The following is a 24,618-nucleotide window of genomic DNA, read 5'->3' as shown; positions in this document are numbered from 1 at the left end:
TCTGCGAGCGAGATGCTCAGTTGTTCTGACGAACTTGCGGCTACTCGACGGCGACCGCTTTCTGCGCGACGGGCGCGGCCGATGCCGATGCCGCAGGCGCAACGGCCGCGGCAGGCACGCCCGATGCCGATGCCGCCGGCGCGGCTACGGTGCCGGTTTCGCGCGCCATCTGCGAGGCGTCCCAGCCGCCGCCGAGCGCCTTCACCAGACCCACCGACGACACCATCCGCTCGCCCGCCAGGCTGGCGAGCTTCTGCTCGGCGGTGAAGGCGGTGGTCTGCGCGGTCAGCACACTGAGGTAGGCGACCGTGCCCGACTTGTACTGGTTCGTGACGATATCCAGCGCCTGTTGGGCCGAGGTGACGGCCTGCTGCTGCACGCCGATTTCCTGTTCGAGAATGCGCTGCGACGCGAGGTTGTCCTCGACGTCCTGAAACGCCGCCAGCACCGTTTGACGGTAGACCGCCACATCCTGATCGTAGGCTGCGCGGGCCGCCTCGGTCTGCGCCGAGCGCAAGCCGCCGTCGAAGATCGTACCGGCCAGTTGCGGGCCGAGGGTCCAGAAGCGCGCCGGCGCCGTCAGCAATTGCGACAGCACCGAGCTCTGGAAGCCGCCGCTCGCCGACAGCGTCAGCGACGGGAAGAACGCCGCGATGGCGACGCCGATCTGTTCGTTCGCCGCCTTCGCGGCGCGCTCGGCCGCGGCGATGTCGGGGCGGCGCTCGAGTAGCGCGGACGGCATCTGCGCCGGCACGGCGGGCGGCGTCGCGGTGAGCGGCGACGGCGGAATCGAGAACGTCGAGGCCGGCTCGCCGACCAGCACGGCAATCGCGTGCTCGTCCTGGGCGCGGGCGATGCCGTTGTCGATCGCGGCAGCCTGCGCCGATTGCAATTGCGCCTGCGCCTGAATCACATCGGAGCGGCCGGCCACGCCCTGCGCGTACTGGTTCTGCGTGAGCTTGAGCGACCTCTCGTAGGCGAGCACCGTGTCGTCGAGCAGCTTCTGCATCGCATCGAGCGAGCGCAGCGTGAAATAGGTCTGGGCGAGCGTGCCTTGCGCGGACAGCCGGGCGTTGGCGAGCGTGGCGGCGGCGCCCTGCTGGCTCGCCTCCTGCGCGCTGACGGTGCGGCTGACCTTGCCCCACAGGTCCGGCTCCCAGCTTGCGTCGAGCGACAGGTTGTAGCTATTGCTGACGCTGGCGCGCGCGCCCGAGGTGCTGCCCGCGCTGGCCGACGATCCGTTGCCTGAACGGGTCAGGCCTGCCGAGCCGCTAATCACCGGGAAGTACGCGGCGCGCGCCTCGCCGACCAGCGCGCGCGCCTGCCGGTAAGCGGCGGCATATTGCGCGACGGTCTGGTTCGAGGTGTTGAGCTTGTCTTCGAGCGCGTTGAGCGACGCGTCGTCGTAGATCGTCCACCACTGGCCGCGGTCGTGTTGATCGGACGGTTGGGCAACCTTCCAGCCCGGCGCGGCTTCCTTGTAGGAGGCCGGCACCTGGGTGGTGGGCGTCTTATAGTCCGGGCCGACCGCGCAGCCGGCCAGCAAGGTGCCGAGCGCCGCCGCAACGGCGAGGGTCAGGGCGCGCGGCGCAACGGCCCGCGCGTGCGAGCTTCGGTCAAACTGCATGCAATGGATTCCTGTCGATTCGGCCGAGGCAAGTTCCCGGTCAGCGGTCCACGAAGGCTGGGAAGATCGGCGGGCGACCGCTCCCATGACCGCCGGAATGGCACGGGAGGCGGGACGTCGCGACGATCTGGAATGGTAGCGCACGCGATGCCGATGGGGCAGAAAACCGAAAGGTTAATGCAGGGCGTGCTGTGGGTGTGTAACTCGCGCGGTGGCGACGGTTACGTGCCGTTACGGCCGGCCGGGTGCGCCGGCGGAAGGGGTGCTGCGGAGCGGCATGAGGCAGGAAGCCCCGAGGCGGAAACGGGAGGGGGCGGCCGGGCGGCGCGCCCCTGTCTTAGCAGCGCAAATCCGCTGTGGTTTGCCGGGCCTGTTTGCCGGCTGCTGCCCGGCAAGCCGGCGCTTCGGCGCGCGGCTGGCAGGCGGTGGCAATGCCCTGCGCCAGAGCCGGTGCGACGGGCTTCACGGCGGTGGCGGGCTTGATGGCACCCGCGTTTCCGAGCAGCGCCACCGGAGCGGCGAGCGCCGCGGCCTTTGCTGCACGGCCATTGCGACGGTGGTCGAGCCACGCAAAGAACATCACCCCGAGCGATCCCCCCGGCAGCACAAACATCACCACGTACAGCGCCAGTTTCAACCAGCGGTACGGTCCCTGGAAGGTTTGCAGGGCGGTGTCGTGAAGGGAGCGGCTCAGGCCACCCAGGGTGTTTTTCAGGTACAGCATGATGAGAATCCTCTACGCACCGTCAGGGTAGGGTGCGCGGCAAAGCGGTCAGAACATGGTCTCGGGTGGCGCGGATCGCGCGTAACTCGTTGCCTGTAATAATATTGACTATGCAATTAAATTTCAAGATACTTTGCGTCACGTCAGCTTGCCCTGTTGTTTTTTCGCGAGCATGACGAGGGATGCCGAGGTTGACTTGTCTGCTTAGGCAGCTAAAATCCCGTCTGCTTCATGACGATTAACAGCGAATCTTCGATGACCGACGGTCCCTACAACGCCGACGAGATTCACCTCGAATCGAGTCTGGGCTATTACCTGTCGAAAGCGCGCAATGTGCTGGTCGAGCGGATGGACCGCGCGGTCAAGCCGTTGGGGCTCACGGCGCAGCAGATCGGCGTGATCCTGATGTTGTCTTGCAACCGGGCGCATACGCCGTATGAGCTGTCCCGCGCCATGTCGTATGACAGCGGCTCGATGACGCGCATGCTCGATCGCCTTGAAAAGAAAGGCTTTATTGTCCGTTCGCGGAGCGATGCCGACCGTCGCATGGTCAAGCTCGAACTGACGCCGCACGGACGCGATGTGGCCCAGCAACTGCCACGGCTGGGCTCGGCGGTGCTGAACGAACAGCTGCAAGGTTTCACCGCCGACGATGTCGCGACGCTGACGGGCCTGTTGGGCCGCCTGATCGCAAATGGCTCGGGTAGCGGCGAGGACAGCGGGTTCCAGGGCTGCCCGGCCGCGCAAAACTCACCGTTGCCGGAAAACGGCGAACTGTAGTCAGGAGACGTGCCTCAGCGCGTCGATGTCCCAGCAAATATCTGTCTGGGCAGAAGATGACGGAACATGTAAGACATCCTGACCGACGGCAAAATATGCATGTCGGATCAAGCTTCTGCCGACTGAGGAGATTCGATCATGGCCGCTACGGCTCCCGCAGTTGCCGCACCCGCCGCTGAACCTGCCCCGCTAGCCGGCGGCACACTGGCGTTGCTCACCATTGGGCTGGCGCTCGGCACGTTCATGGAAGTGCTCGATACGTCGATTGCCAACGTCGCCGTGCCGACCATTTCCGGCAGCCTCGGCGTCGCCACTAGCCAGGGCACCTGGGTGATCTCGTCGTATTCCGTCGCCTCGGCGATCGCGGTGCCGCTGACCGGCTGGCTCGCGCGCCGGGTCGGCGAAGTGCGCCTGTTCACGCTGTCGGTGCTGCTGTTCTCCATCGCGTCGGCCTTGTGCGGCTTCGCGCAGAACTTCGAGTCGCTGATTGCGTTCCGGCTGCTGCAGGGGCTCGTGTCCGGGCCGATGGTGCCGCTCTCGCAGACCATCCTGATGCGCTCGTATCCGCCCGAAAAGCGCGGCCTGGCGCTCGGCCTATGGGCGATGACGGTGATCGTCGCGCCGATCTTCGGACCGGTGATGGGCGGCTGGATCACCGACAACTACACGTGGCCGTGGATCTTCTACATCAACGTGCCGATCGGCCTGTTTTCCGCCGCGTGTGCGTACGTGCTGCTGCGCGGCCGCGAAACGAAGACGACGAAGCAACGGATCGATGCAGTTGGCCTCGCGCTGCTGGTGAGCGGCGTGTCGTGCCTGCAGATGATGCTCGACCTCGGCAAGGACCGCGACTGGTTCAACTCGAACTTCATCGTCGCGCTGGCGATCATTGCCGTGGTCTCGATTGCCTTCCTGCTGGTCTGGGAGATGACCGAGAAGGAACCGGTGATCGACCTCTCGCTCTTCAAGGACCGCAACTTTGCGCTCGGCGTGCTGATCATCTCGTTCGGCTTCATGGCGTTCTTCGGCTCGGTGGTGATCTTCCCGCTCTGGCTGCAGACGGTGATGGGTTACACGGCCGGGCTCGCCGGGCTGGCGACCGCGCCCGTCGGACTGCTCGCGCTGGTGCTCTCGCCGATGATCGGCCGCAACATGCACCGGCTCAATCTGCGGATGGTGGCGAGCTTCGCGTTCGTCGTGTTTGCGTTCGTGTCGTTCTGGAACTCGACCTTCACGCTCGACGTGCCGTTCAGTCACGTGATCTGGCCGCGTATCGTGCAGGGGATCGGCGTGGCGTGCTTCTTCGTGCCGATGACCACCATCACGCTGTCCAGCGTGTCCGACGAGCGGCTTGCGAGCGCCTCGGGTCTGTCGAACTTTTTCCGTACCTTGTCGGGCGCGATCGGCACCGCGATCAGTACGACGTACTGGGAAAACGACACGATCTACCATCACGCAGTGCTAACGGAATCGGTCAGTACCTATGCGCCGAATACCACCGCCTATAGCGATTCCCTCACGGCCCTCGGCTTCGCCGGACAAAGCACGACGGCGCAATTGAATCAGATCGTCACGCAGCAGGCGTACATGATGGCGACCAACGATTTCTTCCGCATCTCGTGCGTGGCCTTTATCGTGCTGGCCGCGCTGGTCTGGATCACGAAGCCGCGCAAGGGCGCGGGTCCTTCGCTGGGGCATTGAGGGTCAACGGACAGGCAGCGCCGCCCGCTACGGCGGCGCTGCCGTCTTACTGACTCACCGGCACGTCGCCAGGCGTCGCCACGGATTGCGCCGGCGCGGCCTCGAGCGACGGCGTAGCTCCGGCCGGCGCGGTCGCACCATTGGTTTGCGGCGCCGGACTGCCCGCCACGCCGCTACGCACGAACTCCTTGAAGTCGGCGCCGGCTTCCCATGGATTCGGTTTGCATCCCAGCGAACTGTCGCAATGCGCGGCGAAGCCTATCGTCGCGGTGCCGTCGTTGTTGGGTGTCTTCGTGATCTGATACGCCAGCGCGCGTTTGCCGCCCAGCGGGCCGGCGGTCTGGATCAGCGAATCGCTGGCGGCCTCGATCTTGTAGGTCGAATGGCTGGTCACCCAGGTCTGGGCGCGTTGCCACCAGAGATTGCATTCGGTTGCGTTCGAACACGTCAGCGGTGTGGTGGCGACCTGCATGACGTCGGGGTTCACCTGCCCGCGCGTCGAGCAGCCCGCGGCCAGTACGCACAATGTTGCCAACAGAGCTTTCTTCATCGCCTTGCTTCCTCTTTGCGTGGAGACAACCGGACGCGCGCAAGCGGCGCGCGGAAGGTCATTCAGTGTAAAGGTTGGACCGCTGCGATTCGAAGGTGTTTCATACGCTTCGCCGAAAGCCTGGCGGCTAGCACTTCTTGCCGAAACGGCAGGTGTCGCACGCGCCGTATGCGTAGCCGTTACCGGCCTCGGTTGAAGCGCTCGTTTGATGAAGCGTCGCTGCAAACATAAAGGGCAGCCTGTTTCGAGGCTGCCCTATTCCGCTTACGTGACACGCGCCGCGGTGCGGCGTGCGCACGACCCGAGCGTCGTCTACACGCTAAAGCGATTCAACGTATAGGCGCGATAAGCGGCGACGAAGGCGTCGAACGAGCCGACCTCATCGCGCTCGAGCTTGGCCTGCTGTTCGAGCGATTGCGTGGCGAGATCCGCGAACGCTTGCGTGGCGCCGGCGTCTAGCGGCCGTGCGCGGAAATACGCGGCGTGCGCCTCGCTCTGTTCAAGGGCGAAGGCGAGAAAACTCTGCTGCTTGTCGCGCATGGTCTGCAGCACGCGCGCGGACGGCGTCAGCGACGCATCGGCAAGCTTCGCACGCTGCGCGGCGAGTGCGCGTGCGTGCGAGTCGTCGCCGCGCAATGCGTCGAGCGCCTTGGCGGCAATCTCGATCTTCGCGAACAGTTCGTCGGCCCACTCGCGCATGGCGATCGGCTGGCCATCGCGCGTGAGTTCGAGGCCGGGTTTGCGTCCTTCCTGGGTGACGCGCCCGAAGTTCTGATTGGCTTCGCAATACGCACCCGGCGGCAGCAACGGGCTTTCTTCGAGTGCGCAGACCAGCAGGTACGCATCGAGAAAGCGCGCGGTTTCCAGTGCGATACCGGTCGGCTCGAACGGATCGATATCCATGCAGCGCACTTCGACGTACTGCACGCCGCGCGCGGCAAGCGCATGCAGCGGACGCTCGCCAGGATACGTCACGCGCTTGGGGCGAATCGTCGAGTAGAACTCGTTTTCGATCTGCAGCACGTTGGTGTTGATCTGCACCCACTCGCCGTCGCGTTGCGTGCCGATTTTTTCGTACGGCGGATACGGCTGGCTGACCGCCTTGGCCAACGCATCGAGGTAGCCGTGCAGCGTGTCGTAGTCCGCGTGCAGCGCGGCCTGCGCGGTGGTGTTCGAGTAGCCGAGATCGCTCATCCGCAAGCTGGTCGCATACGGGCGATACAGCGTGTCGGCGTCGAAGGTCTCGAGCGTATGGTTACGCTCGCGCAGGAAACGGCGATCCAGCGCCGGCGACGCGCCGAACAGGTACATCAGCAGCCAGTTGGTGCGGCGGAAATTGCGGATCAGCGCGAGATAGCGCTCGGACTGGAAGTCCACCGCGCTCGCCGTGGATTGCTGGTCCGCATGCAACAGACGCCACACTTCTTCGTTCAGCGAATAGTTGTAGTGGATGCCGGCGATGGTTTGCATCGTGCGGCCGTAGCGCAGCGCGAGGCCTACGCGGTACACGTACTTCAGCTTGCCGATGTTCGACGAGCCGTATTGCGCGATCGGAATGCCGTCGTCGGTGGCGGGCAGCAGGCCCGGCATGGAGTTGTTCCACAGGATCTCGCCGTCGAGCCTGGCGTAGACGAAACGATGCAGCTCATCGAGCTTGTCGAGCGTGATCGAGGCGTCGTGTTCCGCCGGCGTGATCAGTTCGATCAGCGCTTCCGAATAGTCGGTGGTCAGCGACGGATGCGTGAGCGCCGAGCCGAGCGCGTGCGGATGCGGTGTCATCGCGAGTGCGCCGTCGGGCGTCACGCGCAGGCTTTCCCGTTCGATGCCGCGCAGGCCGGTCGTCAGCGCGTCGCGCTGTGGGCCGGAGGCGAGCACGGACAGGCGGTGCGAAAGCAGGTCGGTCGTGCGGGAAGGTGTGGTGTTTGGCATTGATGCGAGTCGGACGTTGTCGGCCGCCATGTGCCGCTCAATTGAAGCTATGTGCGGTCGACAACATCCGGCGGAATTTTCAGTAGCGGGCACTTTAACATCTAGCCACGACCCCTGCTTGAGGCCACCTTGACCACCTCCCGGGCGGCTTTTGTCAGGTTGCTTCGGGATGCTGCGAGCCCCGCTTACTCTACGCCGCAAGCGCCTTGCCCGCGATCCGCGCTCGCCCCACTAGCGCGTTTGCGCTAGCCGCCGCGTGCCGCGCCCGCGCGGTCCGCTACCTCGTTCCACAGATGCATGGCCGCGTAGGCACGCCATGGACGCCAGGCGTCGGTACGCGCTCGCTGCTGGGTCGGCCGCTGCAGGGTTGGGTCGCGGGCGGCGATCGACTGCATCAGCACCAGGTCCCACGCGGGCCAGGCGTCGGCGTCGCGCCAGGCGCGCATCGCCACGTATTCGACGGTCCATGGGCCGATGCCGGGCAGCGCCAGCAGCGCGGCGCGCAAGGCGGCGGTGTCGACGGCGGCATGGCTGTCGAGCGGCACGGCGCCGCTTGCGACCGCCGCCGCCATGCCCTGCAACGCCGCCACACGCTTGCCCGGCATGCCGATCTGCGCCATGTCCGCGGCGGCCAGGGCGGCCGGCGTCGGAAAGCGCCAGGCGGTGCGTTCGTGCGGGTGGTCCTCGATGCGTTGCCCGGCGCGCTGCACCAGCCGGCCGATGATCGTCGTGGCCGCCTTCACGCTGACCTGCTGGCCGACGATTGCCCGCACCACCAGTTCGAAGGCCGACCACGCCCCCGGCACACGCAGGCCCGGCGCGGCTTCGATCAGCGGCGCGAGCCACGGATCGGCGGCGAAATGCGCGCCGATGGCTTTCGGATCCGCGTGCAGGTCGAACATCCGCGCAATCGGTGCGGCGAGCGCCTCGGCATGACGGCCGGCGGGGCCGTCGATGGTGGCGACGATACAACGCTTGCGCGGGTGCGGGCGGACCGTCAGCGTGCCGCTGTCGCCGGCCCAGTCGATGGCGCGGCGGTACGCGCCCTCCTCGACCGCTTCGACGCCGGGAGTGGCGCGCCCGGCGAAGAAGCGCAGGATACGCGGCCAGTCGAAGGGCGCCTTGAACGGCAGTTCGAGGACGGCGAGGTCAGTGGCAGTGCTCACGCGGCGTGATCCAGATTGGGGGTGGGCGGTGTGGATGATTTTGCCTTGCTTTTAACGGTGGCTGCGGTGGCTGCGGTGGCCGTGACGACAGCATTGGCCTGAACCCGCAGCGGTGCGGCCGTATGCGCGGCACTCGCGTCCACACCTTCCACACCCGCGCGATGAACCTCGGCATCGAGCAGCGCCGCCTTACGCGGCAGTCCCCAGCGATAGCCGGCAAGCGCCCCACCCTTTTGCACCACGCGATGACACGGAATCGCCAGCGCGACCGGGTTCGACGCGCAGGCGCTCGCGACCGCCCGCACCGCGCGCGGCGAACCGACGGCCTCGGCGATATCCGAATAGCTGCGCGTCTCGCCGTACGGGATACGCCGCAGTGCGTCCCAGACACGCTGGCGGAACGCCGTGGCGTCGATATCGAGCGGCAGGTCGAAGCGCTGGCGGGTGCCGTGCAGATAGGCGTCCACCTGCGCGATAAACGGCGCGAGCCGGGCGGCGTCCTCGACCAGCTCGGCGTTGGCGAACTCGCCGCGCAACTCGGTGGCGAGCGCCGCGGCGTCGTCACCGAAGCCGATCTTGCAGATGCCCTTGGCAGTGGCGGCCACCAGCACGAAGCCGAGCGAGGTCGGCGCGCTGGCGTAATGCACGGTCAGGCCAGCACCTTTGCGCCGGTAGGCCGACGGCGCCATCCCCAGCTCGGTCGGTGCGCTTTCGTACATGCGCGACGGCGAGCCGAAGCCGGCGTCGACAGTGGCGCGCGTCACGTCCGTGCCGCGGTGGAGCGCCTCGCGCAGCGCCGCGCCGCGCTGGGCCGCCTGATACTGGCGCGGCGACACGCCCACGACGCGTTTGAACAGCCTTTGCAGGTGAAACGGGCTGACATGCACGGCGTCGCTCAACTGGGCAAGCGTGAGGCGCTGCTGCGGATCGGCGTCGAGCGCGGCGCAGGCGCGATTCACGATCTCGAGCTCGCGCGGCAGGCCGCCGGGCTGGCAGCGCTTGCATTCGCGATAGCCCGCAGTGCGGGCGGCGTCTGCCGTAGCGAAGAAATCAACGTTCTCACGACGCGGCTGGCGCGACGCGCACGACGGGCGGCAGAACACGCCGGTGGTTTTGACGCCGTAGAAGAAAGCGCCATCGGCGTGCGGGTCGCGCTGGGTCAAGGCGTCCCAGCGTTCGGCGTCGGTAGACCAGGCAGGTGTCACGGTACGGTTCATGATGTCCTCGAAAAGACGGTTTCGATGGTCACCAATGTAGTTTGCATGCCGACACACTACGCTCCGGTTCTTGCTCTGTCATTGTGCGGCCCGTGCGGCGACAGGGGTTCTGGGGCCTGTCCAGCGCCAGTTTAGGGCCGGTTCAGCCTAGCTTTCCGGCCGGCTGCGACAAAACGCCACCGCATCGGGTTTTCCCTTAAAAAGTTATTGCGTCGCACCAACCCCGTGTGTATAGTAGTTCCTGTCTCCTCCATGTCTCCTCCTGATATGGATTCAGCCTGCTCCCTGAGAGCGGGCTTTTTTTTGCCTGTCGGTTTTGTTCCAGACCGCCGCTGACCGGGTCCGCGCTTCTTCCGCCGCCCGCCTCGCTCTTCGAGGTCTCCAGGCACCCCGCCTTTCTCCTACACTGCCATTGACCGGTAGAGAACCGTCCAAGAGGCGCCTTCCATGAAGATCCACATTCGCGAGATCGACCATGTTGTCATCCGGGTCGCCGATCTCGAATCCATCACCCGTTTCTACTGCGATGTGCTCGGCTGCAGCGTCGAAAAAGAGCAGCGCGACCTCGGGCTGATCCAGTTGCGTGCGGGGCGCTCGTTGATCGATCTGCTCAAGGTGGGCGCGAAAATCGACCGGCCTGATAGCGGCACACCCGGCGAGGGTCGAAATATGGATCATCTGTGCCTGCGCGTCGAAGGGTTCGACGGCGAAGCGCTCAAGGCGCATTTGCAGGAGCGTGGCGTGCGGATCGGCGAGCTGGGCGTGCGTTACGGCGCGGATGGCTTTGGACCGTCGCTGTATCTGTTCGACCCCGAGGGCAATATGGTCGAACTGAAAGGGCCGCCGGAGGGGGCCGTCTGAACGGCCTGGCTAGCCGGAATTGCGTGTGAGGGGGGCTTGAACCGGTGCGGGCGGTGTCCTGACCGTTCCGCCTCTCCGTCAACTAGGCGTTCGCCGGCGCCTTCAAAACGGTCCATTCGATCGGTACCGGATCTGCGTCGGCACTGCCGAGCCACGCGGCGCCGTCCTGCACGGTGCATTGCAGACGCATGGTCCGTTCGGCCAGCTTGCCGAGCGCGGCGCCGACGTCTTCGCCGAGCGTCCAGACCGTCACGTTACGCAGCCGATCCACCTTGTTGCGAATCCCCTGCCACCAGATCTCGGATGTGCGGCCGCCGTAGGCGATCACCACGACTTCGTTGGAGCGGCCGCTCGCCTTCGCGATGCGCCGTTCGTCGGGCTGGCCGACTTCGATCCACGTTTCGATCGCGCCGGTCAGATCCTTTTGCCACAGATCCGGCTCGTCGGCGTCCGACAGGCCTTTGCAGAACTCGAGGCGTTCCTGGGCGAACAGCGCGAACGCGGCCACGCGCACCATCATGCGTTCGTCGGTTTCCGACGGATGGCGCGCGATCGTCAGCGCATGATCGGCGTAGTAATGCCGGTCCATGTCCGCAATCTGCAGTTCTGCCTTGTAAATCGTCGATTTGAGAGCCATGCCAATCCAGGGGCCCGCGCCTGCGGACCGGACAGAGAAGGAATCGTCGGCAGCTCGCTGCCGCTTACCATGTTGTTTGTACATTGCTCGCTCCTGCACTGGGCGGCGGGCGGCGGCGTGAGGCAGCCTTGGGAACAAGGCAGCGAAACGGCGCCGGCCGGATTGCAGCCGCGAGGTAGCGAGGTCGGATCATGCACGATGGACGCCTGCGCTAGCGTGGCTGCTTCTGCAGCCACGAATGAGCATTTAACGTGCCACCGCTGGGTCGAAGGCCGCACCATACACGCCGACGGCCGCTGAGCGCAAGGCTTCCAGTACCATCGACGCCGCCGGCGACAGCAATTGCGCCTGGCGCGTGATGATACCGAATGTATCCATTCTGCACGGTAGATCCACCGGCATTCGCTTCAGCAAGCCGTACTGCTGGTACTCGCGCGCCACTTCGTCGGGCAGGACGGCGAGCATGTCGCTGTGGAGCAAAAGGCTCGAAATAGCCAAAAAGTTGTTCGTATTGACGACATTTTGCGGCGGATTGAGCCCAATCTGCGAAAACATCAGATCAAAACGGTGGCGCAATACGCTGCCGGGCGGGTGCAATACCCAGCTCGCGTCCACGACTTCGCGCAGCGTCAAATCTGTTTCATTTTCGAGAGGATGTCCGGTCCGGGCGACCACGCATAACGGCTCGTCCGCGAGCGGTTCGTAGCGGACTTCGGTTTTCAGCGGATCCTGCCGCTCAAGCACGCGGCCGATCATGATGTCGAGTTCGCCCTCCGCGACCTGCGCGAGCATGACGTCGGAGGTCTCGACCTGTAGCCAGATCTGCAATTGCGGATAACGCTCTTTCACGCTGGCGATGGCGCGCGGCACCATGGTCGCGGCCGCCGCGGCGATCACGCCGATCCGCACCTGCCCGGTCAGGCCTGCGCGCAGCGCCGATATCTCGTCATGCGCATGACTGAGGTTCGACAGCACCATGCGCGCGTGGCGAATCATCACTTCGCCGTAGAGCGTGGCGCGCATGCCGTGCGGCGTGCGGTCGAACAGGTTCACGCCGAGCATGTCTTCGAGCTCTTTCAGCAGGCGCGACGCGGCGGGCTGGGTGATGCCGAGCGAGTCGGCGGCGCGCCGGACGTTGCCCTCCTCCTCCATTGCCGCCAGCAGCAGCAATTGACGCGTCTTGAGCCGCGCGCGCACGAACCAGTTGGAATTACTACGTGTCATGGGTGTCCCGAGATCGCGGCTCATTGCCGTCTGCGTGCAGCGGATTCGATGATGCCATACCCGAATTGATATCCGGAATAAGGGAAAACGGGGTGGAGTGTTATCTCGGCGGCAGAATGGCATTCGTGCGGCGTGTGGGTGCCGGCCGCCATTTGCTACGACGGGGATTGTTGCTGGGAGATAAACAGGAAGCGAAGCAGATATATGGCAGTCCGTATCAGCGCTTTTTCGTCTCGCGGACTGAGTAAAAATAAAACGGCCGGGCAATTGCCCAGCCGTTTTCATTTACGTCGATGGATGACGCAGGATTTTAACCACGCGTATTCATCACCGGACGTCTTTAAGGCGCCTGGCGTAGCGTTCAATCGGACGAGGTTTTAAAACCGCGTCGTAGCCTCGCTACTGCTTGATGAAGCGATCGTTAGCCCAAAGGCCTTGCGTGTCGCTATTGCCGGCATTGACGAATTCGACATCATGTCCGACCACGCGCACGACGCGGAAACTCGAATTCTCCGGAGTCGAGAGGCACTGATAGCCGGAGAAGAACTCCTGCATCTGCTGCTGTTCGCCGGCCTGGGCGTGCTGATCGGCGGCGTCGAGTTTATCCTTCGACAGGCAACCATACGCGTTCGGCTTGAACTGGATGGTTTGCGCCGGCTTGATCACGCTATCCTGGGCCTGCACCGCAGACGCGGCGGTCAATGCCGCCACGGCGAAAAGAAGAGCGACCTGCTTTTTCATATTTGCCTCCGTGCGGGTTATTACTCAGGTTAGCTATGTATTTAACTTCTAGGTTGAACCCGCATCTTGCACTTTAGAAGAAGCTGAGCCGACGACAAGCACATCTTGTGTGCGCTCGCAACAGTGGCGAATTGTCGCACCTGAGATGACAGCGCTTTAAAGGCCATGGCGCGACGGGAAACAGCCGTTTTATGACGGATTCCTTAAAGTCGCAAAGGGCGCTTCGCTTTAACAGTCAAAGCTTCGCGACATTCATGCGCGTAAACGAGTACATCTAATTAAGCGACTTAATACGAATTTAAAACGGCTTGATGCGCCGCACACAAAGTCATTCAACAGATAATTGAAAAAGCAGCAGATATGGGGCTAGTTGCAGAATAAAAACGGTGCCAGGTCTTGTTGGCGTCGTTCGGACGAGGCCGCCGCGTCGCAAGAAAAGTTGCTTGCAGTCGCCGAAAGTTCGTGGATAAATCAGGCGACTTTCTGGAGACTTCCTCATGACGCTTGCCCATTGGCTTCCCTTTGCGATCGCTTCGGCGATTCTGGTTGCAATCCCCGGCCCGACCGTGCTGCTGGTCATTTCGTACGCGCTCGGCCACGGCCGCCGCTTTGCGCTGGTCACGACCGCCGGTGTGGCGCTCGGCGACCTGACCTCGATGACGGCCTCGATGCTCGGGCTCGGCGTGATCCTCGCGGCATCCGCTGCGCTGTTTACGGCGCTGAAGTGGGTCGGCGCGGCCTATCTGATCTATCTCGGCATCAAGCTGTGGCGCGCGCCTGCTCAGGCGCCGGATACGCCGGATACGGCCGAGACGCGCACCAGCCGGATCTTCGCGCACGCGTTCGCGGTGACCGCGCTCAACCCGAAGAGCATCATTTTCTTCGTCGCGTTCGTGCCGCAGTTCATTGATCCGCACGTGGCCGCCACATCGCAGATCGTGGCTTTCGAGGCGACGTTTGTGCTGCTCGGCACCCTGAATGCGTTCTGCTACGCGATGCTGGCCTCGGCTGCACGCCGTGCGATCCGCAGTCCGCGGGTGCAGCGCGTCGTGAATCGGACCGGCGGCACCCTGCTGATCGGCGCGGGTATTTTCGCCGCGACCTGGAAGAAGGCGTCGGCCTGAGCATCGCTCGCGGTTGGTTGGTTGGTTGGTTGGGCAGCGGCTTTGCGAACGGCGCAGCCAAGTTTGAGCTGAAGGCGCGTGAGCCGGGCGCCGCGTCAGTCGCCGCGCTTGTAGGTCGCGAAGAACTCTTGCTGGAACAGGCACATGCGCAAGGCGTTGTGATACTTGCCGTTGCCAAAGAACTCCTCGATCAGTTCCGCTTCGTGCTTGAAGCCGCATTTCTCGTAGACGTGGATCGCGGCGGCGTTCGACGTGTCGACGATCAGGTAGATCTTGCGCAGATTGAGCACTGAAAACGCGTAGTCGATCGCGAGGCGCGTCGCGATGGTCGCGTAGCCACGACCCTGCGCCTGCGGGGCGATGATGATCTGGAATTCGCCGCGCCGGTGGATGTAGTCGAGCTCGATCAGCTCGACCAGACCCATTGTTTCGCCGGCGTTATCGACAGCGACAAAACGGCGTTCGCGCTGATCGTGTACGTGCTGGTCGTAGAGCTGCGACAGTTCCGAAAACGTTTCATAGGGCTCTTCGAACCAGTAACGCATGATCTTCGCGTTGTTGTTCACTGCGTGCACGAAGCGCAGATCGTCGCGCTCCAACGGCCTTAAGGTGAGCTTGGCATCGCGTTCAACGGTCATGAGATTCCCCTTGGAATTGATTGGTTTTAGATTGCGCCGGATTGACCGTGTTGTGTCGAAAACGGCAGACCCCACGACATGGCCCATGATGTCCGGCGAGTCAGGGTTAGTCCTGGCGCGGGCCCTGGGGTTCAGCAACCAGAGGTCCGATACAGCGGCGCAGCGCCCGCCCGGTGAGGTGTGGCAAGGGTCTTGCAGGGTCAGGGCGTCGCTTTGTCGCAGACCGGGGCCGGATGCTTATGCGCGCGCGGGCACACACCGGGCACGAGGAGTGCGCCTACAATGCAATCAAGGACTGGCCGATAGGAGGATGCTGTGATGGAGCACCTGATACTAGGCGCGTTTCTGGTCGTGCCGCTGCTGATAGTCGCGTTCCTGTTCTCCGATGAACTGTGGCAGGAACATCTCCAGCGCGCGCAGAAAGACCACCCGCGGCATATCGATTGGCATCATCCGTTGCGCAGTCTGCTGCATCGTCATTGAGGTCTTTCGACGTACGTCACGGTCATAAGCGGCGCACCGCCTCGTCGCCAAGCTGCGCACGGATGCGTTGCGCGAGGGCTTCGAGCGTCGCCTGCGGGGCCATTTCGCGTGCATGCATGCGCAGCGCCTGACCTTCCCAACGCGGGATCACGTGAAAGTGCACATGCGCGACTGTCTGGCCCGCTGCCGCACCGTTGAACTGGCCGATAAACATTCCATCCGGTTGCAGCGCCGCGCGTAGCGCCACGGCGATTTTCTGCGTCATCCGCATGCAGGCCACCGTCGCGGCATCGGAGAGTTCGAAAATCTCCGCAGCGGCTTCTTTCGGCACCACCAGCACATGCCCGTCCGACTGCGGCATCAGATCCATGAAAGCCAGCGTGGCATCCGTCTCGGCGACCTTGATGCACGGTAGTTCGCCGCGCAAAACTCTGGCGAACGGGTTGCTCTCGTCGTACTTCATGGCGTTCCTCCGGGTTCTGATTTGTCCGTTTTTGTGGCGTTTGTATCAGCGCAAACGGGATTTTTCACCGCCGCATCATGATGCGAGTCCGCGCCGGGCGCAAGCAGACGGGCGCGGCAGCTTCACCGTATCCGATGGCGTGCTTCGCCGCCGCTTACGCCGGTAATACCTCGTTACCACTTGCAGCATCTGTTTCTGCGCTTCGCGCTCACAATCCGCCGCATGTACTTACATGACCTGATGGCGGAAAAATAAAATGCGAAAAATTGCGGCAGCAGTGTTGATGGTCGGCGGCCTGGCCGTCGCGGGTCAGGCTTCGGCTCATGACGGCGGCGCCATTGTCGGCGCGCTGCTGGGCGGCGCGGTGCTGGGTGCGGTGGTCGGTTCGGCGTTGAACCCCGCGCCGCCGGTCGTGTATCAGGCGCCGGCTTATGCACCGGTGTACCAACAGGCACCCGTCTACGCAGGGCCCCCGCCCGGATATTGCTATGACCAGTATCAAGGCGGGTACGTCGCATGCGGTCCGGCGCCGGCGGGGCCCTACGGCTATGCGCCTCCGCCGCAACCGGGTTGGTAAGCGCCTGGGCGCGTAAAGCGTCCGCGCTAGTGGCTTCACTCCATGGGATATGCCCGGGTGCGGTGCACGGGCACTAAAGTTTGCGCAGAACAGGCCGACATCCTGGCAATGAACGACGAACATTCCATCCCCTTCGGGCCGGGACATCCGCAGTATCTCGAGGCGCGAGCCCTCGCACTGAGCATCGCGGCAATCCGCAAAGCTCAAGGCAAGAGGAATCCGGTCGATTACGCGGTGGGCTCACCCGACTGGGAAACTGCGGACGAAGACTTCGCGCGCGACGTTTTGCGCATACTCGGCGGCCGATAAGCCGCCGACCATTGCCGCACAGCGGGGGCACGCGTGCCGCCCGCTTTGCGCGCGCCAACGTTTGCGCGTGCCATCAATGCCGGTGACGCATCCAGTCCACGTGATGCGTATCGAGCCAGCGCTCCCGGCGCCCTTCCTGATCGCCGTCACGATGATGGTAGTGAGCGACAGCCCACAGCGCGACGCCCACCACAGCCATTACGAGTGGCCCCAGCAAATAAGCCATTACCGATTCAGTCATGAGACCCTCCGTCGAGGTCGCGACCGCTATCACAGACGATGGCTGTATTTTAGGCGATAGCCGAGGGTAAACGGGTGCTTTAGCGCGAGGGCATTCGCGCGTGTGGGGTCGGTCTTCCAGCATCGAACCGCCAAAGTTAAGCGGATTCTTGGTTTGCCTTCGCACATTCGTGTGCGCCGGCCTGCGGCAGGATGCGTGTGCGCGACGCCGGTCCCCGGATAGCGCGTGTGAGTGATACGCCGAAACCCTTCGCCCGCCTTGCGCGGGCTTTCTTTTGTGCGGTGAAGACGTGTGGACTTGCCTTTGCTGCAGGCAGCAGGATTGCCGTCCTGGTAATTGGACACTCGCCTGTCAAAAGCCCCGGCTGCGATCTAAGATGAATCTCAAGGCATACCGACGAGGGGCAGCCATGGACGAGACAATGGTGGGCGTCGCAATGGGATTCTCCGTGCTGCTGATTGCCACCTTGCTGGTCGTCGGGCATTACCGGCGCGAGCATCTTCGGCAACGCATGATTCGGGCGATGCATGGGCGTCGCTTGCACGATTTCACTCGCCCGCGGCATTGACGGGATTTGTCAGCGCAGGCGCGTAGCCGGCCAACGCCATCACCGGATGTTGTGCTTCTCGAACCACTTGATCAGCCGATCGCGGTTCAGATGGGTCGCCCGTATCGCCGTGCCGAAGACGATCAGGATGGTCGCCATCGAAATGGCCAGCATTGACTCGGTCATGGCTGCCTCCCCAAGCATGCAACCTTGCTTGCAGTTTAGGCGTCCATAAACCGGTGAGAGAGCCTCAAGCCGTCGAATTTCGCGCTGCCGTTTCGCGTTGGCGAACGGGAAACAAAAAGGCCGCCAAATCGGCGGCCAGAAAATGGTACTACATGCGCGGGGGATCACGCACGGGACAGACTCTAAGCCATACCCAATGCGGTGGCGGCTTGTGCGCCGCATCGGTCTGAGATTTGTCGGATTCAGACTGCATTGGTTTTACGAGTCGCACCCCTGAAACGGCCACGCTAGCGTGAGACGGATTATTTGGGATGTCTAACGGTTGCGCGAAGATCGCATGCTTCGCAAAGCGTCTGACGAAAGGTCTCGGACTGCTTTCTTGTGGACTTCAACCTGGTTGGTCTACGACGGAACGGTGCTTTCGATGGGGCCGGTCGGCACCGCTCGACTGACCTGCGCTATGGATGCCACCAAGGAAGTCTAGGGTTTATACCTAGTTTAAGAACAATACCTTCCAGGCAGGGTGCTTAATCTTAAGCGCTCACTTACCTAGACTGTCCTTACTGGCTACGAACAAGGGTGCTCGTAGCGGGACAAGAACAGAATCTCGAGGTAAGTCATCATGAAATCGCTGATCCAAGCTGTTGTCGTTGTTGCCGCATTGGCCGCTCCGGTCCTGTCGTTTGCCCAATCGAATGCGCCTGTCACCCGTGCTCAGGTACGCACCGATCTCGTCCAGCTCGAAAAGGCCGGCTATCGCCCGGGCGACGATGACATCCATTACCCAGCAGCCGTGCAGGCCGCAGAAGCCCGCGTGGCCGCACAGAATGGCGCCGCGAGCGGTTACGGCGGGGTGGCGAACGGTGTGTCGCAGTCGGGCGGCAGCCGGGTTTCGGCTGCGGACTGGAATACCATGTATAGCCGTCCGTAACTGGCTTTAGCGGATGCTCGGGTATGAGTGAAGCATAACCTAGCGAAAACGTCTCATTTCATTTACTGGAGACGTTTCGCTGGTTGATTGAGAATATCTGTGTACCAAAAGCGGGATCCTGCACGATGCCCGTGATTCGGCTAGGCATCGTGCGAAGTGAGGCGCCTTCAAACTCTGCGTCGTCGCCGCTCGGGTTCTACGGATGGACTCTCCGGCGGAACCGCTGCGATTTGCGCATCGACGAAATCCGCCCATCGTTGCAATACGCTGCGCTGCTCGTCGGCGCAGTCCGCTTGCTCGGTCGTATGCGCGGTCTCTTTGCCGGCGCGCGCAAGGGCCATTTCGATTGCCTCGGCCGCTTGACCCATCTCCAGCAGATGAGTTGCCGCGGTACGGCGAAAGTCGTGCAGAACGAAGTGTTCCACTTCCAGCCCGAGCGCCTTGACCGCCTGGTTCAGCGTGCTCTTCGCGATAGGACGATCCTCGCCTCTGACGGTAGGAAACACGAAGGTCCGGCTGCTCTTCATCTCTCGCAACTCGCGCAGCATCGCAACCGCCTGCTGCGGCAAATACACCCAATGCTCGCGGTCGCTTTTCATGCGCGTCGCAGGGATCTTCCATAGCGCAGACCTGAGGTCGAACTCGGCCCACGTGGCTTCGATCAGCTCGGACTTGCGGACCATCGTCAGCACGAGCAGATGCAATGCGAGCTTGAGCGGTCGACGGATGCCCGATGCGCTAATCGCACGTAACGTGGTGCCGATTTCGCCGGGCGTGAGCACGCGGGTCCGGCTGTCCTGCGTTGCGATGAAGCGCGCCGGCACCACCGCCGCCGGGTTGCTGGTGGCGAGTTGCCGGCCGATCAGGAATTCGTAGAGTCGCTTGATGACGTTGCGCGTGTGGAGCGCCATCTTCGGGGAGCCGCGCTTCTTGATCCGGTCGCAGATCGCGACGATATCTTCCGACGTCACGCCGCTAATCGGCTTGTTACCGATGGCTCGTAGCACGTCCTTGTCGAGCGCGCGCCGGGTGGTCCGTTGATACTCTTCGGACTTGCTCGCCATCGCCACCGTCATGTAGAGCTCGGCGGCGTCGCGCAGAAGGTCGATGCGCTTTTCCGCGCCGCGATCTCGCCGCGCAGTGGCCGCCGGCGACACACCGGTCGCGACCATTTCGGCGTATTTCCGCGCCCGCTCACGCGCGACGCGCAGCGAAATCCGTTTGTAGTCGCCGATGGTGGTGAGCGGCTGGCGTTTGCCGTCGAGCGTGTAGCGAAAGCGCCATATCTTGTTGCCGGTTGGCATGATCTCCAGCACCAGACCGTTGCCGTCGGCGATGGAGTAGCGGGTTGCGCGGGGCTCCATCGCGCGGATTTGGGCTTCGCTGAGGGGAGGGACGGTTTTGGGCATGCTGGCGGTGTTGGTACACAGGGTGTGTGAAATGGTGAAAATTCAAATCTGTGTACCGAAAATTGAAGCTTATTCAAGCGTCAAAGTATAGCGGATTTTGTTATTTTATTCCGTAATTTCAGCCTTATTGCTGATCCTTGCCGCCAGCATATTGCGAGAAGTCACGTACCGACTCAGAAACCAATCAAAATCACTCCCAGTTGATCGATCTTGGGAGCATGCCAGGTGGTCGAACGTCAGATCCAGGATCGGCGCCATCACCCGATGGTAAATCGGTCGGTTCGGCGCATGCAGTCCAGATAAGATAGCATTCCTGAATTTACGGACTACGACCCCTGGAAACCTGTCGATCCGAACGGCTTGCTGTCCAGCGGATCCTGATCAGAGGAGTATTTTCGGAAACACCGAAAATTTTGGTACACAGGACATAAAGAATGGGCAAAATACCATTTTGTGTACCAAACAGAGCAGGTCGCTTAGGCCCTCTGTACGAGGTGCCAATTCGTCTTCTTTTGCCGACAGCAAAGGCCTATTGTAGATTTTTGTCTGTGGCCGTCGCGCGTCCCGTTACTTCCCAATACAAAAACGGCTAAAAATCACCCCCAAAAGATCATCCGACGTGAACTCCCCCGTAATCGAGTTCAGCTGCTCCTGGGCAAGCCGCAGTTCTTCCGCGAACAGATCAAGCGCCTGGGCATTCTGATCGGCGTGTTGCGCGGCCGTCGCAAGATGCTCCTGCGCTGCGCGCAGCGCAATCAGATGCCGCTCGCGTGCGAGGTACACGCTTTCCGCACCGGCCTGCCAACCAGCAATTCGCAGCAATTCCGCCCGCAGCAACGCGATACCATCGCCCTTCTTTGCCGACAGCCGCACTTCGCGCAGATCCACTTCCTCGGCTTCATCCAACGCGCGCACGGCAGGCGCGATGTCCGTCAAATCCGTCTTGTTCATCACACGCACCACCGGCACACCAGCAGGAAAACGCGCCGCAATCACATCATCCTCAGCGTTCATTCCCGTGCGGGCGTCGAGCAGATGCAACACCACGTCCGCGCGCTCAATCTCGTTCCACGTGCGCTCAATGCCGATCTTTTCCACCTCGTCCTCGGTTTCCCGCAGACCGGCGGTGTCGATCACATGCAAGGGGATCCCTTCGATCTGGATGGTCTGCGCGACCTTGTCGCGCGTCGTGCCGGCGATCGGCGTAACGATGGCCAGCTCGGCGCCCGCGAGCGCATTCAGCAGCGACGACTTGCCGACGTTCGGCTGCCCCGCCAGCACCACCGAGAGCCCCTCGCGCAGCAACGCGCCCTGACGCGCCTCGTTCAGCACATGAGCGAGCTGCTCGCGGATCCGAGCGAGCTTGCCGCGCGCATCGGCGGCTTCGAGGAAGTCGATTTCCTCTTCAGGGAAGTCGAGCGTAGCTTCGACCAGCATCCGCAGCGTGATGACCCCTTCGACCATGGCGTGAATGTCGCGCGAAAACGCGCCTTCCAGCGAGCGGCCCGCCGAGCGCGCGGCGGCCTCGGTGCTGGCTTCGATCAGATCGGCCACCGCCTCGGCCTGAGCCAGATCGAGCTTGTCGTTGAGGAACGCGCGGCGAGTGAATTCGCCGGGTTCCGCGAGCCGCAGTCCAACCGCGCGGCCCGCGTCGATGCAGCGCTGCAGGACCAGTTGCAGCACGATCGGCCCGCCGTGGCCTTGCAGCTCGAGCACGTGCTCGCCGGTGTACGAATTCGGCGCCGGAAAGTACAGCGCGATGCCGCGGTCGAGCGCGTTACCGGCCGCATCGAGGAAGGGCACATAACTCGCATGACGCGGCGTCAGAGTTTGACCGGTGAGCGCCTGCATCAATGGCTCCGCTGCTGCCGCGCCGGCCCGCCCGAACGAAATCCGGACCACGCCGATTCCGCCACGACCGGGCGCAGTGGCAATGGCGACAATGGGATCGGAGTCGGTGGCGAGCATGGGATTGGGCGCGAGAACAGAGGGAACGGTGAGAACGGAAGACCCCGCTAGGGGCGCGAGGCATTGTAACGCGAGCGGTCCGGCTGGCTCCCGCATGGTCGGCGAATCAGACTTTGGGACGTTTTCTCAGACAAATAAAGATTTATCTCAACTACGATAAGATAACTCTAGGAGTGAATACGACTGCCGATGCGGCCGCGATGCGTGAGATGCCCACCACAAAAGGAAAAAAGCGCATATTGACGAAATGGCGCGACGCTTTATCTGGCGCTCATCTTGGGCTAAAAGTAGCTTAAATGCGTGAAATTATCGCCTAAACGGTTGACCACTGTTGGAGCGCCGGATTGCACAATTTGGCCCATGCCGACATCCAAAGAAAAACTAGCGTTCGCCAAGAGGCTGCAGGACCAGATTGCCCGGAAGAACGTCAAGGGCGGGACTCAGCTCGCCAAAGAATTCAATCTGCTGCATCGGGGCGAAGCGCCCGTGTCGCCGCAGACCGCGCACAAGTGGCTGACGGGCCGAACCATTCCCACGCCGGACAAATTGCAGACACTCGCCGACTGGCTGGGTGTGGGCATGCACTGGCTCCATTATGGACCGCCGCCGCCGGTGGGCGTCAAAGCCAAGCCGCTGGCGCCGGGCGAGAAATACCCGTTGACGCCGGAGGCGATCGAGCTCGCTTCGAAGATCGAGGCGCTGGACCCGAAAGACCGCCATTTCCTCGAGGAGTTTGTCGACCGCCTGTACGACACCGGCAAGGAATAGCCCCTCGCGCGTCGCCTTCAACCGCTTTCTAATTGCCCATTAAAAAGCCGCCCGGTGCAAACCGGGCGGCTTTTTTACAGCTTGCTGCGATGAGGATGCGTTGGCGGGTGACTCAGCACCCGCCCGTCCGATCAGGCCGTAGCCTTGGTCTTCGGCTTGCCCATCATCCGCGTGATGTAGTACTGCTGGGCGATCGACAGCACGTTGTTGACCACGTAGTACAGCACCAGACCGGCCGGGAAGAAGAAGAACATGACCGAGAACGCGATGGGCATGAACATCATCATCTTGGCTTGAACCGGGTCCGGCGGCGTCGGGTTCAGACGCGTCTGCAGGAACATCGAGACGGCCATCAACACCGGCAGGATGAAGAACGGGTCTTGCTGCGACAGATCGTGAATCCACAGAATCCACGGCGCGCCGCGCATTTCCACCGACGACAGCAGCACCCAGTACAGCGAGATGAACACCGGGATCTGGATCACGACCGGCAGACAGCCGCCGAACGGATTGACCTTCTCGGTCTTGTACAGCTCCATCAGCGCTGCGTTCATCTTCTGCGGATCGCCCTTGAAGCGTTCGCGCAGGGCTTGCATGCGCGGCGTGATCGCCTTCATGCGTGCCATGGACTTGTAGCTGGCCGCCGACAGCGGGAAGAACACGGCCTTGATCAGCAGCGTGAGCAGCACGATCGACCAGCCCCAGTTGCCGACATAGCTGTGGATCTTCTCAAGCAGCCAGAACAGCGGCTTGGCGATGATCGTCACCCAGCCGTAGTCCTTCACCAGTTCCAGGCCCGGCGCGATGCCTTCCAGCATGCGTTCTTCTTCCGGACCGGCGAACAGCTTCGCCGACACGTCAGCCGATTGACCCGGGGCGATGGTCGGCACCGGTTCCTTCACACCCACGCGATACAGCGTCGGATCAAGCTTCTCGACATAGATATCGCGCTTGACGCCTTGCTGCGGAATCCACGCCGTCGCGAAGTAATGCTGGACCATCGCGATCCAGCCGTTGTCGGCCGAGGTCGCATAGTCCTGCTTGTTCTTGTCGACGTCGCTGAACGTCATCTTCTGGAAGTGGTGCTGATCCGTGTAGACAGCCGGTCCGATGAACGTGTGCGAGAAGCGCGGCGTTTCCACCGGCTGGCTATCGCGCACCAGTTCCATATAGACGGTCGGCGTCACCGGCGTCGAACCCACGTTTTCGATCTTCGTATTGACGCCGATCACGTAGCTGCCACGCGTGAACGTGTACGTCTTCACGACCTTCACGCCACCCTTGACCGGCGACTCGAAGCTGAGCGAGAACGACTTGGCGTCGCCCGTCAGATCGTGCGGCTGGCCGGCAACCGGCGTGTAGATGTCCGTGTGGTTCGGGAAATCGCCGCCCAGCAGACCCGTGCGCGCCAGATACGTGTGATCGGCGGTGTGGTCGAACAGGGTGATGACGAGATCCGGCTGGTTACCGTTGCCCTTGTTGATCAGCGACAGCTTCGACAGCGTACCGCCGCGCGTGTCGATCTCGCCGCTGTAGACGTCGGTCGTGAACGGGATCAGTTGGGCCTGGGCTGCGGGCGCGGCGCCCGGAGCGGCGGTGTTCGTCGCCGGCAGGTCGGCGGGTTGGGTTCCCGGCGTCGTGGTGCCCGGTGCTGCGCTAGCCGCGGTCTGCGTCTGCGTGGCGCTCGGGAAGAACATCGACGGGCGTCCGTGGTCGCGCTGCCAGTTGTCGAACAGCATGACCGCCGACATGAAAAATATGACCCATAGGACGGTGCGTTTGATATCCATGCGTTGTCTCAGTGTCGATGGAACGGC

At 63.0% G+C, this 24,618-nt stretch carries 26 protein-coding genes; 10 read left to right on the top strand and 16 right to left on the bottom strand.

Annotated elements, in window-relative coordinates; genetic code table 11:
* Positions 1-40: 40 nt before the first annotated feature.
* Positions 41-1,627: an efflux transporter outer membrane subunit gene (locus tag P3T42_RS29895; protein WP_074301195.1), complete on the bottom strand. Its 1,587-nt coding sequence runs from the start codon at positions 1,625-1,627 to the stop codon at positions 41-43.
* 337 nt (positions 1,628-1,964) lie between these two features.
* Positions 1,965-2,351, bottom strand: a complete 387-nt coding sequence (locus P3T42_RS29890) for a hypothetical protein (protein ID WP_429308084.1) — start codon at positions 2,349-2,351, stop codon at positions 1,965-1,967.
* A 255-nt stretch (positions 2,352-2,606) separates the two neighbouring features.
* Between P3T42_RS29890 and P3T42_RS29885 the strand changes: the two genes are divergently transcribed.
* Positions 2,607-3,131: a MarR family winged helix-turn-helix transcriptional regulator gene (locus P3T42_RS29885; RefSeq protein WP_429308083.1), complete on the top strand. Its 525-nt coding sequence runs from the start codon at positions 2,607-2,609 to the stop codon at positions 3,129-3,131.
* A gap of 138 nt (positions 3,132-3,269) precedes the next feature.
* Complete coding sequence (locus P3T42_RS29880; protein WP_429308082.1) at positions 3,270-4,832, top strand: DHA2 family efflux MFS transporter permease subunit; 1,563 nt, start codon at positions 3,270-3,272, stop codon at positions 4,830-4,832.
* Positions 4,833-4,878: 46 nt separating this feature from the next.
* Here the strand turns inward: P3T42_RS29880 and P3T42_RS29875 are convergent, their stop codons facing one another.
* From P3T42_RS29875 to ada, 4 genes are all read right to left on the bottom strand, one after another.
* Positions 4,879-5,382, bottom strand: coding sequence for a hypothetical protein (locus P3T42_RS29875; RefSeq protein ID WP_429308081.1), 504 nt, complete (start codon positions 5,380-5,382; stop codon positions 4,879-4,881).
* 312 nt (positions 5,383-5,694) lie between these two features.
* On the bottom strand, positions 5,695-7,311 hold the full coding sequence (gene gshA / locus P3T42_RS29870; protein ID WP_429308080.1) for a glutamate--cysteine ligase: 1,617 nt from the start codon (positions 7,309-7,311) through the stop codon (positions 5,695-5,697).
* A 245-nt stretch (positions 7,312-7,556) separates the two neighbouring features.
* Positions 7,557-8,477: a DNA-3-methyladenine glycosylase family protein gene (locus P3T42_RS29865; protein ID WP_429308079.1), complete on the bottom strand. Its 921-nt coding sequence runs from the start codon at positions 8,475-8,477 to the stop codon at positions 7,557-7,559.
* Entirely contained in the window at positions 8,474-9,694 is a 1,221-nt protein-coding gene (gene ada / locus P3T42_RS29860) for a bifunctional DNA-binding transcriptional regulator/O6-methylguanine-DNA methyltransferase Ada (protein WP_429308078.1), read from the bottom strand. Before ada ends, P3T42_RS29865 begins: the two co-directional genes overlap by 4 nt.
* Before the next feature lie 447 nt (positions 9,695-10,141).
* Here ada and P3T42_RS29855 point away from each other — a divergent pair, with 447 nt between their 5' ends.
* Entirely contained in the window at positions 10,142-10,555 is a 414-nt protein-coding gene (locus P3T42_RS29855; protein ID WP_429308077.1) for a VOC family protein, read from the top strand.
* A gap of 82 nt (positions 10,556-10,637) precedes the next feature.
* Here the strand turns inward: P3T42_RS29855 and P3T42_RS29850 are convergent, their stop codons facing one another.
* The 3 genes from P3T42_RS29850 to sap1 all read right to left on the bottom strand — a co-directional run bounded on the left by P3T42_RS29850 (position 10,638) and on the right by sap1 (position 13,157).
* Positions 10,638-11,192, bottom strand: a complete 555-nt coding sequence (locus P3T42_RS29850; protein WP_074301190.1) for a YaeQ family protein — start codon at positions 11,190-11,192, stop codon at positions 10,638-10,640.
* 246 nt (positions 11,193-11,438) lie between these two features.
* A complete protein-coding gene (locus P3T42_RS29845) occupies positions 11,439-12,416 on the bottom strand; it encodes a LysR family transcriptional regulator (RefSeq protein ID WP_429308096.1) in 978 nt (325 codons plus the stop codon).
* Positions 12,417-12,815: 399 nt separating this feature from the next.
* Complete coding sequence (gene sap1 / locus P3T42_RS29840; protein ID WP_429308076.1) at positions 12,816-13,157, bottom strand: surface attachment protein Sap1; 342 nt, start codon at positions 13,155-13,157, stop codon at positions 12,816-12,818.
* Positions 13,158-13,654: 497 nt separating this feature from the next.
* On the opposite strand from sap1, the gene P3T42_RS29835 reads away from it, so the two are divergent.
* The gene (locus P3T42_RS29835) at positions 13,655-14,281 is read left to right on the top strand and encodes a LysE family translocator (protein ID WP_074301187.1); all 627 of its coding nucleotides are present in this window, start codon (positions 13,655-13,657) and stop codon (positions 14,279-14,281) included.
* Between the two features lie 95 nt (positions 14,282-14,376).
* Here the strand turns inward: P3T42_RS29835 and speG are convergent, their stop codons facing one another.
* Positions 14,377-14,919 (bottom strand): spermidine N1-acetyltransferase, encoded by a 543-nt coding sequence (gene speG, locus P3T42_RS29830; RefSeq protein ID WP_074301186.1) that lies wholly within the window; start codon positions 14,917-14,919, stop codon positions 14,377-14,379.
* Between the two features lie 318 nt (positions 14,920-15,237).
* On the opposite strand from speG, the gene P3T42_RS29825 reads away from it, so the two are divergent.
* The gene (locus P3T42_RS29825; protein ID WP_171991672.1) at positions 15,238-15,402 is read left to right on the top strand and encodes a hypothetical protein; all 165 of its coding nucleotides are present in this window, start codon (positions 15,238-15,240) and stop codon (positions 15,400-15,402) included.
* 22 nt (positions 15,403-15,424) lie between these two features.
* On the opposite strand, the gene P3T42_RS29820 is transcribed toward P3T42_RS29825, so the two are convergent.
* The gene (locus P3T42_RS29820) at positions 15,425-15,865 is read right to left on the bottom strand and encodes an HIT family protein (protein ID WP_429308075.1); all 441 of its coding nucleotides are present in this window, start codon (positions 15,863-15,865) and stop codon (positions 15,425-15,427) included.
* Positions 15,866-16,121: 256 nt separating this feature from the next.
* On the opposite strand from P3T42_RS29820, the gene P3T42_RS29815 reads away from it, so the two are divergent.
* Positions 16,122-16,442: an ecotin precursor gene (locus P3T42_RS29815; protein ID WP_429308074.1), complete on the top strand. Its 321-nt coding sequence runs from the start codon at positions 16,122-16,124 to the stop codon at positions 16,440-16,442.
* A gap of 108 nt (positions 16,443-16,550) precedes the next feature.
* Positions 16,551-16,751 (top strand): hypothetical protein, encoded by a 201-nt coding sequence (locus P3T42_RS29810; RefSeq protein WP_074301183.1) that lies wholly within the window; start codon positions 16,551-16,553, stop codon positions 16,749-16,751.
* Positions 16,752-16,824: 73 nt separating this feature from the next.
* On the opposite strand, the gene P3T42_RS29805 is transcribed toward P3T42_RS29810, so the two are convergent.
* Positions 16,825-16,992: a hypothetical protein gene (locus P3T42_RS29805; protein WP_171991738.1), complete on the bottom strand. Its 168-nt coding sequence runs from the start codon at positions 16,990-16,992 to the stop codon at positions 16,825-16,827.
* A gap of 409 nt (positions 16,993-17,401) precedes the next feature.
* Between P3T42_RS29805 and P3T42_RS29800 the strand changes: the two genes are divergently transcribed.
* Positions 17,402-17,560, top strand: coding sequence for a hypothetical protein (locus P3T42_RS29800; protein WP_171991737.1), 159 nt, complete (start codon positions 17,402-17,404; stop codon positions 17,558-17,560).
* A 39-nt stretch (positions 17,561-17,599) separates the two neighbouring features.
* Here P3T42_RS29800 and P3T42_RS29795 read toward each other — a convergent pair whose 3' ends face one another.
* Positions 17,600-17,725 (bottom strand): hypothetical protein, encoded by a 126-nt coding sequence (locus P3T42_RS29795; protein WP_283204761.1) that lies wholly within the window; start codon positions 17,723-17,725, stop codon positions 17,600-17,602.
* 622 nt (positions 17,726-18,347) lie between these two features.
* Here P3T42_RS29795 and P3T42_RS29790 point away from each other — a divergent pair.
* A complete protein-coding gene (locus P3T42_RS29790; protein WP_429308073.1) occupies positions 18,348-18,656 on the top strand; it encodes a DUF4148 domain-containing protein in 309 nt (102 codons plus the stop codon).
* A 167-nt stretch (positions 18,657-18,823) separates the two neighbouring features.
* Here the strand turns inward: P3T42_RS29790 and P3T42_RS29785 are convergent, their stop codons facing one another.
* Entirely contained in the window at positions 18,824-20,065 is a 1,242-nt protein-coding gene (locus P3T42_RS29785; RefSeq protein WP_429308072.1) for a tyrosine-type recombinase/integrase, read from the bottom strand.
* Between the two features lie 567 nt (positions 20,066-20,632).
* Positions 20,633-22,033, bottom strand: coding sequence for a tRNA uridine-5-carboxymethylaminomethyl(34) synthesis GTPase MnmE (gene mnmE, locus P3T42_RS29780; RefSeq protein ID WP_429308071.1), 1,401 nt, complete (start codon positions 22,031-22,033; stop codon positions 20,633-20,635).
* A gap of 360 nt (positions 22,034-22,393) precedes the next feature.
* On the opposite strand from mnmE, the gene P3T42_RS29775 reads away from it, so the two are divergent.
* Positions 22,394-22,801, top strand: coding sequence for a transcriptional regulator (locus tag P3T42_RS29775; protein ID WP_074301179.1), 408 nt, complete (start codon positions 22,394-22,396; stop codon positions 22,799-22,801).
* A 131-nt stretch (positions 22,802-22,932) separates the two neighbouring features.
* Here the strand turns inward: P3T42_RS29775 and yidC are convergent, their stop codons facing one another.
* The gene (gene yidC / locus P3T42_RS29770) at positions 22,933-24,591 is read right to left on the bottom strand and encodes a membrane protein insertase YidC (protein WP_074301178.1); all 1,659 of its coding nucleotides are present in this window, start codon (positions 24,589-24,591) and stop codon (positions 22,933-22,935) included.
* Positions 24,592-24,618: the final 27 nt, after the last annotated feature.

This window comes from Paraburkholderia sp. GAS38, assembly GCF_050434965.1.
Lineage (GTDB): Bacteria > Pseudomonadota > Gammaproteobacteria > Burkholderiales > Burkholderiaceae > Paraburkholderia > Paraburkholderia phenazinium_A.
The sequence above is the reverse complement of the archived record's forward strand: the minus strand, read 5'-3'. Positions and strand labels throughout refer to the sequence as shown.

What these genes read in the sequence shown, in the direction of transcription:
- P3T42_RS29810 (WP_074301183.1), top strand. Translation starts at nt 16,551, where the DNA reads ATGAACGACGAACATTCCATCCCCTTCGGGCCGGGACATCCGCAGTAT.
- P3T42_RS29855 (WP_429308077.1), top strand. Translation starts at nt 10,142, where the DNA reads ATGAAGATCCACATTCGCGAGATCGACCATGTTGTCATCCGGGTCGCC.
- P3T42_RS29835 (WP_074301187.1), top strand. Translation starts at nt 13,655, where the DNA reads ATGACGCTTGCCCATTGGCTTCCCTTTGCGATCGCTTCGGCGATTCTG.
- P3T42_RS29895 (WP_074301195.1), bottom strand. Translation starts at nt 1,627, where the DNA reads ATGCAGTTTGACCGAAGCTCGCACGCGCGGGCCGTTGCGCCGCGCGCC.
- P3T42_RS29875 (WP_429308081.1), bottom strand. Translation starts at nt 5,382, where the DNA reads ATGAAGAAAGCTCTGTTGGCAACATTGTGCGTACTGGCCGCGGGCTGC.
- P3T42_RS29820 (WP_429308075.1), bottom strand. Translation starts at nt 15,865, where the DNA reads ATGAAGTACGACGAGAGCAACCCGTTCGCCAGAGTTTTGCGCGGCGAA.
- P3T42_RS29815 (WP_429308074.1), top strand. Translation starts at nt 16,122, where the DNA reads ATGCGAAAAATTGCGGCAGCAGTGTTGATGGTCGGCGGCCTGGCCGTC.
- gshA (WP_429308080.1), bottom strand. Translation starts at nt 7,311, where the DNA reads ATGCCAAACACCACACCTTCCCGCACGACCGACCTGCTTTCGCACCGC.
- ada (WP_429308078.1), bottom strand. Translation starts at nt 9,694, where the DNA reads ATGAACCGTACCGTGACACCTGCCTGGTCTACCGACGCCGAACGCTGG.
- speG (WP_074301186.1), bottom strand. Translation starts at nt 14,919, where the DNA reads ATGACCGTTGAACGCGATGCCAAGCTCACCTTAAGGCCGTTGGAGCGC.
- P3T42_RS29785 (WP_429308072.1), bottom strand. Translation starts at nt 20,065, where the DNA reads ATGCCCAAAACCGTCCCTCCCCTCAGCGAAGCCCAAATCCGCGCGATG.
- P3T42_RS29790 (WP_429308073.1), top strand. Translation starts at nt 18,348, where the DNA reads ATGAAATCGCTGATCCAAGCTGTTGTCGTTGTTGCCGCATTGGCCGCT.
- P3T42_RS29825 (WP_171991672.1), top strand. Translation starts at nt 15,238, where the DNA reads ATGGAGCACCTGATACTAGGCGCGTTTCTGGTCGTGCCGCTGCTGATA.
- P3T42_RS29795 (WP_283204761.1), bottom strand. Translation starts at nt 17,725, where the DNA reads ATGACCGAGTCAATGCTGGCCATTTCGATGGCGACCATCCTGATCGTC.
- mnmE (WP_429308071.1), bottom strand. Translation starts at nt 22,033, where the DNA reads ATGCTCGCCACCGACTCCGATCCCATTGTCGCCATTGCCACTGCGCCC.
- P3T42_RS29850 (WP_074301190.1), bottom strand. Translation starts at nt 11,192, where the DNA reads ATGGCTCTCAAATCGACGATTTACAAGGCAGAACTGCAGATTGCGGAC.
- P3T42_RS29805 (WP_171991738.1), bottom strand. Translation starts at nt 16,992, where the DNA reads ATGACTGAATCGGTAATGGCTTATTTGCTGGGGCCACTCGTAATGGCT.
- yidC (WP_074301178.1), bottom strand. Translation starts at nt 24,591, where the DNA reads ATGGATATCAAACGCACCGTCCTATGGGTCATATTTTTCATGTCGGCG.
- sap1 (WP_429308076.1), bottom strand. Translation starts at nt 13,157, where the DNA reads ATGAAAAAGCAGGTCGCTCTTCTTTTCGCCGTGGCGGCATTGACCGCC.
- P3T42_RS29890 (WP_429308084.1), bottom strand. Translation starts at nt 2,351, where the DNA reads ATGCTGTACCTGAAAAACACCCTGGGTGGCCTGAGCCGCTCCCTTCAC.
- P3T42_RS29885 (WP_429308083.1), top strand. Translation starts at nt 2,607, where the DNA reads ATGACCGACGGTCCCTACAACGCCGACGAGATTCACCTCGAATCGAGT.
- P3T42_RS29775 (WP_074301179.1), top strand. Translation starts at nt 22,394, where the DNA reads ATGCCGACATCCAAAGAAAAACTAGCGTTCGCCAAGAGGCTGCAGGAC.
- P3T42_RS29880 (WP_429308082.1), top strand. Translation starts at nt 3,270, where the DNA reads ATGGCCGCTACGGCTCCCGCAGTTGCCGCACCCGCCGCTGAACCTGCC.
- P3T42_RS29845 (WP_429308096.1), bottom strand. Translation starts at nt 12,416, where the DNA reads ATGACACGTAGTAATTCCAACTGGTTCGTGCGCGCGCGGCTCAAGACG.
- P3T42_RS29800 (WP_171991737.1), top strand. Translation starts at nt 17,402, where the DNA reads ATGGACGAGACAATGGTGGGCGTCGCAATGGGATTCTCCGTGCTGCTG.